Origin of the sequence: Dyadobacter sp. (assembly GCF_051859145.1) — a bacterium.
Classification (GTDB): domain Bacteria; phylum Bacteroidota; class Bacteroidia; order Cytophagales; family Spirosomataceae; genus Dyadobacter.
In genome coordinates, this window is the sequence record NZ_JBHYGF010000175.1 from 1 (window position 1) to 5,190 (window position 5,190).

Sequence of the window (5,190 nt, forward strand, 5' to 3'; positions counted from 1 at the left end):
TTGATTTCATCGCCTTTACTTTTTTCAGCGACTTGTCACTCACCAGTGCTTCGTACTTAGGGGACTCTCTGCCATAAAGCGCTATTCTTCCTTCGGCATCATTGTGAATGCCCCAACCATACCGCTTGGTGAGCGGCGAGGCGCGCATGCAGGCCTGGCCTTTTGAAAAAAACATCTTCCTTGCACCTTCCAGCTCGGCCTCGGTCAGGTCATTTTTTTCTGCATAAATACGGATCAGCACATCATCAGAAGTGAATTTATATGGATTCTGGCTGACGATATCAAATGCAATGTTCGCCACAGTGCGCTTATCTCCCTTTACCGGCGGCACCTCTCCTCCCGCAGCCGGACAATCCTCGGCCACTTCGATGAATGTGTTTTCGTAGTTGGTGGTATGTACTTTCATATTGATGATGTGGTTTTATCAAAAGTAAAAACGTGGAGTGACAACCCTGTGTCAGCAGGCTTTACATTCAACATTATTCTTTGCGAAAATCAAACACGCCGCCTCCCTGGCGCAAGAGCATTTTCTTTTCCGCCGGGATGAATTTCATTGATAACCCACCGGCTTCGAACTTAAACTTGTCTTTTCCAGTCGGTTCGAGCGTGAAAGAAGGTTGCCCGCTACCCTGGGCCGTAAGTACGTTACCAGTGCGGCTTACTGTGATTTTGATCGGAATCTGGTTGCTTGCATACACGCCCACATACTGATCAAAGTCGGCGGGATCGGGGGTATATGTTCTGAATTCAGGAATGTCAACTGACTTCCCATACACCGCGCTCAGCATCGCAATAGCCACATTGTTGGGCTGAATAACAGATCCGTTGGTAATATAGGAATAGGCGATTTTATCATCAGGAAAATAACCTAACAGTGATCGAAATCCGTCAATTCCGCCCGTGTGCCCCAGACTTTGTCTATCGTAAAATGGAATTTGAAATAACCCCATTCCAAATCCGTCACGCATGGTTCTCATTTTTTCAAGACTTTGCTGCGTGATCAACTTGCCACCAAACAATGCTTCCGCGAATTTTGTCAGATCTGTTGGCGTCGCAATCAGCGCACCTGCGCCAGCGGGAACCGACATATCCGTTTCGGGCTGCTTCACCCATTTACCCTGGTATTCATAGGAATAACTCTCATTGGCAGGATTGATTTTACCGCCCAAGGCGGTGTGCGTAAGTCCGGCAGGTTTGAAGATCTTCTCGGTTAGCAGCGTGGCAAAAGGTTTTTTATTCACCTTTTCCAGAATGTAGGTGAGCAGCAGATAATTGGAATTGCTGTAAGCTGCCTTGGAATCGGGCGTAAAATCGCTGCCGCCTTTGGTTACGATCTCCACCATTTCGGCTTCGGTTTTCTTTTGCGTGTTCCATTTAAGGTAATCTGCGCCATCGGTAAAGTTGTGGATTCCGCTGCGGTGGCTTAGCAGGTGAGCAATGGTAATCTGCGGAGCGTTCTTAATACCGGGAAAATACTTGTCGAGCGTTTCAGTCAGGCTCAGCTTTTTTTCTTCAATGGCCTTGAAAACAAGTTCTGCGGTGAAAGTTTTTGAAATAGAACCAATGCGGTACCGCGTAGTTTCATCTGGTTTTTTCTTCGTTTCCACATCAGCAAAGCCTAATGTGCGGCTGTAAACCACATTTCCATTCTGAGAAATAGCGACGCTTCCCATGAACTTATCGTTTTTTTCAAGCGCATCGAAATATGCGTCAAGCTTCGTTTTATCAATCTGCTGCGCAAATGCGGATATCGACGAGAGGAAAAGGAATGCAATGTAAAATACCTTACGGATCATGGAAAATGGTTTTTGAAGTGTTAAATGCTTTTACCACTAATAATAGGCAAAGCATTCCATCGATCAAAAAGAAGCTTCCAGGATAATCCTTTTGAAGGGATAAAAAACGGGTTGTTTAGGAAATGCGGCACTCAGCCTGTTTTTGTATGCAGCAATGAACTGGTCGCGCGTTTCACCTTCCAGCCTTTCGAGGTAAGGGATCATTGCAGTGCCGGAAACAAACTCGAACAATGCGTTTGCATCCTGCAAAACCATGGGATAAATCTTTTCAAAAACAGTCATCTGCCGACTCCGGTTCTCAAAAAGTAACTGCGCATATTCTTCAATATCAAGTACAGGCGATTGCCTTATCCAGCCGTGCAAAGCACTTCTGAAAGGTTCTTCTGCGGCAAGTTCGTTCAGTATCCTGTTGGAAATGTTGTGGTTTTGCGCCGGCAGCTGGCATTAGAGAAGATGATATCCCACGTCTGCCCAATCTGCAATTGCGCTTCAATGGAGCGATGCTCGAAGCTCAGCTTCGGCCGGCGAAATGCATTGGACATATTCAGCATTTCCGGAGAGGAATCGATACCGAATACATTAGAATTGGGCAGCTTGTCGGCGAGCTTACGCGTAAGCTCGCCGGTGCCGCAACCCATATCGATGGCATGCAGGCCTGGTTTAACCCTCACTAATTCCAACAAATCATAAAATGGGGCAAAACGCTCGGATTTAAATTTGTTGTAGGTGTCGGGATTCCAGGCCATGGTGCTTTAATTATTGTCTGCTCTGCTTCTTCTTCTTTTCGTGGTCAACAATCGCGCCGGTACCCAGACCAACACCCGCGCCGATCAAACTACCTACCAGGGCACCTTCTGCGCGATTTTTGTTAATGATTGCACCTGTTACCGCGCCGGTACCCGCTCCCACCACTGCACCTTTGGCCTTGTGACTCCACCTTTTTTTCTGTGCGACGGTTTGCGGAGCCTGGTTAGTTGTCGCAACCATTTGCTGCTCTTCTTTAACCTGTTCTTCCTGGCGCGCCTGATCTTCTTTTTGTTGCGCCATCACGTTGTTCATGGAGTCGATGATCGCCTGCTTTTCCATTGCTGTTTTTATGGAGTCAATGGTTCTTTGCTGGGCTTTCAGCGCCACTTCCTGCTGCTTCGAACTATTGTTACAAGCAGACAAAACGGAGGCTGCGAGTAACACTGAAACTAACGATTTCATGTTTTTATTGGATGGTTCTACGGGTATATTGATCTAAAATCATGCCACCAATTCAAGCCCGTAGTTTAAGTGACTTAGTAGCGTGCAAAGCCTTCAAATGGCGAATTTCTCCACAAATGCAGCTGCCCGGTCGTAAATTGTACTTTCAATTCTGGTGGTAAGCGGTCTTTTTCTTTCTTCCTGCTGATTAACATCGATATGAGCAAGTCGGAGGAAGTAAAATGAGCAGTAAATGAAGATGTTTTTTATCTTTAAGGTACCAGGCGCCCCATTGCTATCCATTCTTTTGAAATCCGATCAACTAACCATTTCTCTGATGAAAAGGTATGCGCTTATTCTATTACTGGGGCTGATTTTTTCCTGCAAAAAAGAGAAAGCTGACCCCGAAATTCCTGCCGGGGGCTTGATTGAAATTACCTCGGATAACAAGGTACAGACCCGTTTCGAATACGGCGACGGCAAAGTTATCCGAATCCTTGATTATAGTTCCTGCGATACACCTTATCGAATCCGTGAGTTTAATTACTCCCGTGACCGGATTACCTCCATTCGCGAGGGCAGCCGCGGCTTGTATTCTTCATGGAGCGGCGCATTATGCGACCCGAATGGGAAATTTGATTACCAGGACTACACGGTTGAGTACGACGCAGAGGGGCGAAAAAGTAAGATAGTTGGCAAAAACCTGACTGCGGACATTGCATATTCAGGCCGCAATGCGCGCGTTGATGTGCTGTACATAACTGAGAACATAAGACGGACAGATCTGTTCAAGTTTGATGGTAATGGTAATGTCATTGAGCGGCAAAATGGCGCGCCGAACAGCGTGGGAACTTCCAGGTATGAATATGACAATCATCCGAACCCGCTTGCCGGGTTGAACACGAATGTCTGGCCGGATCCTTTCACCTCTCCAAACAATGTACTCCGCGCATTTGACTACAACGGCGACCTGCAATGGGAGCGCAAATTCACCTACGATGCAGCCGGCCGCCCGCTTACCTGCGTTGATGGGAACGGAAATACCTATACATATCATTACCGTTGATTAAACAGCAATCAAAAAGGTTTCATCGTAAGTTTGCGCGTACGCTACGATGCTCATTCATGAAATACCCTATCTGCCTCTCCATTCTACTTGCATTCATTTCAGGCCAACATCATGCCCGGGCGCAGGAACAATGGAAGTTTGTAATAGAGAAAGAAGGTATCCAGGTATATTCCAAAGAAGTCGCGGATTCGAAAATCAAGGCTTTGCAGGTACAATGCAGGATCAATGCCCCTACAACTGAGATTGTGGCGTTGCTGATGGATGTGGATGCAGCAACGGACTGGGTATCCCATACAAAATCGTGCAAGCTGGTGCGCCGGGTATCTGCGTCAGAACTCTACTACTATTCCGAAATAAGCCTGCCCTGGCCACTCGAAAACCGCGATTTCGTAGCAAGGGTCTCGGTTTCGCAAAATCCCGCGACAGGTATTGTGACTGTGGATGCCCCCGCGGTCGGCGGGATGGTGCCGGTAAAAAAAGGGGTTGTGCGGATTTCCAAATCGACCGGAGTCTGGCATTTAACTCCCTTGAACGCGAAGCAGACGCAGGTTCAATACACATTGCAGCTGGATCCCGGCGGCGCAATCCCGGCCTGGCTGGTGAACTCCCTATCGTCACAAGGCCCGATTGACAGTTTTATGAATATGAAAAAGCGACTAGCCAGGACCGCCTCCTCAATCAACTAGCTGCGCAGTCTCTTACTCGCCTGCAATGCCAAATTCCACTTCTCCATCGGCCTCGTAAGTAGCCAGGATCACGCCTTTTGTTGAAACGGCATGTTCAGTCAATTTGAAATTGCCCGGAACCGCTCCGTCACGGAAGAGCTTTTTGCCTTTTCCCAGAATGATCGGATGGATAGAGATATTCATCTGTTCGACGAGGCTGTGTTCCATTAGTGACTGGCTCAAATGGGCGCTGCCCCACATCTGCAGGTCGGGGCCCTCGCTGGCTTTCAATTCTTTTAACTGTTCGATGCTTTTAAGGAAAACTGTGTTCTTCCAGGTGCTTGCTGTACGCGAGCGGCTCGCTACGTACTTGGTTAGCTGATTGAATTTCTCAGCGATTGGTCCCGTTTGAGCAGGCCAGTAAGGTTCCCAGATGTCGAACGTAAAGCGGCCAAGCAGCAGATCATAAGAC

The 5,190-nt window shown here is 47.6% G+C and carries 9 protein-coding genes; 2 read left to right on the plus strand and 7 right to left on the minus strand.

Features of this window, described 5'->3' with window-relative positions; genetic code table 11:
• The 6 genes from ACTIE6_RS11540 to ACTIE6_RS11565 all read right to left on the minus strand — a co-directional run.
• On the minus strand, positions 1 to 406 hold a 406-nt coding region (locus ACTIE6_RS11540; protein WP_439556779.1), incomplete at its 3' end, for a DUF6157 family protein.
• 73 nt (positions 407 to 479) lie between these two features.
• Positions 480 to 1,796 carry a serine hydrolase domain-containing protein gene (locus tag ACTIE6_RS11545; protein WP_439556780.1) on the minus strand — a complete coding sequence of 439 codons (1,317 nt, stop codon included), beginning with the start codon at positions 1,794 to 1,796 and terminating at the stop codon, positions 480 to 482.
• Positions 1,797 to 1,859: 63 nt separating this feature from the next.
• Positions 1,860 to 2,159, minus strand: coding sequence for a hypothetical protein (locus tag ACTIE6_RS11550; RefSeq protein ID WP_439556781.1), 300 nt, complete (start codon positions 2,157 to 2,159; stop codon positions 1,860 to 1,862).
• A gap of 35 nt (positions 2,160 to 2,194) precedes the next feature.
• A complete protein-coding gene (locus tag ACTIE6_RS11555; RefSeq protein WP_439556782.1) occupies positions 2,195 to 2,542 on the minus strand; it encodes a class I SAM-dependent methyltransferase in 348 nt (115 codons plus the stop codon).
• A gap of 10 nt (positions 2,543 to 2,552) precedes the next feature.
• Positions 2,553 to 3,005: a YMGG-like glycine zipper-containing protein gene (locus ACTIE6_RS11560; RefSeq protein WP_439556783.1), complete on the minus strand. Its 453-nt coding sequence runs from the start codon at positions 3,003 to 3,005 to the stop codon at positions 2,553 to 2,555.
• A 93-nt stretch (positions 3,006 to 3,098) separates the two neighbouring features.
• Positions 3,099 to 3,287, minus strand: coding sequence for a hypothetical protein (locus ACTIE6_RS11565; RefSeq protein ID WP_439556784.1), 189 nt, complete (start codon positions 3,285 to 3,287; stop codon positions 3,099 to 3,101).
• A 34-nt stretch (positions 3,288 to 3,321) separates the two neighbouring features.
• On the opposite strand from ACTIE6_RS11565, the gene ACTIE6_RS11570 reads away from it, so the two are divergent.
• Both ACTIE6_RS11570 and ACTIE6_RS11575 read left to right on the plus strand, forming a co-directional pair.
• Positions 3,322 to 4,050 carry a hypothetical protein gene (locus ACTIE6_RS11570; RefSeq protein WP_439556785.1) on the plus strand — a complete coding sequence of 243 codons (729 nt, stop codon included), beginning with the start codon at positions 3,322 to 3,324 and terminating at the stop codon, positions 4,048 to 4,050.
• A gap of 59 nt (positions 4,051 to 4,109) precedes the next feature.
• Positions 4,110 to 4,739 carry an START domain-containing protein gene (locus ACTIE6_RS11575; RefSeq protein WP_439556786.1) on the plus strand — a complete coding sequence of 210 codons (630 nt, stop codon included), beginning with the start codon at positions 4,110 to 4,112 and terminating at the stop codon, positions 4,737 to 4,739.
• A 12-nt stretch (positions 4,740 to 4,751) separates the two neighbouring features.
• Here the strand turns inward: ACTIE6_RS11575 and ACTIE6_RS11580 are convergent.
• On the minus strand, positions 4,752 to 5,190 hold a 439-nt coding region (locus ACTIE6_RS11580), incomplete at its 5' end, for a dihydrofolate reductase family protein (RefSeq protein WP_439556787.1).

Bases quoted from the DNA above. Each gene is read 5' to 3' on its own strand.
- ACTIE6_RS11545 (WP_439556780.1), bottom strand. From the start codon at position 1,796: ATGATCCGTAAGGTATTTTACATTGCATTCCTTTTCCTCTCGTCGATA.
- ACTIE6_RS11555 (WP_439556782.1), bottom strand. From the start codon at position 2,542: ATGGCCTGGAATCCCGACACCTACAACAAATTTAAATCCGAGCGTTTT.
- ACTIE6_RS11560 (WP_439556783.1), bottom strand. From the start codon at position 3,005: ATGAAATCGTTAGTTTCAGTGTTACTCGCAGCCTCCGTTTTGTCTGCT.
- ACTIE6_RS11565 (WP_439556784.1), bottom strand. From the start codon at position 3,287: ATGGATAGCAATGGGGCGCCTGGTACCTTAAAGATAAAAAACATCTTC.
- ACTIE6_RS11570 (WP_439556785.1), top strand. From the start codon at position 3,322: ATGAAAAGGTATGCGCTTATTCTATTACTGGGGCTGATTTTTTCCTGC.
- ACTIE6_RS11575 (WP_439556786.1), top strand. From the start codon at position 4,110: ATGAAATACCCTATCTGCCTCTCCATTCTACTTGCATTCATTTCAGGC.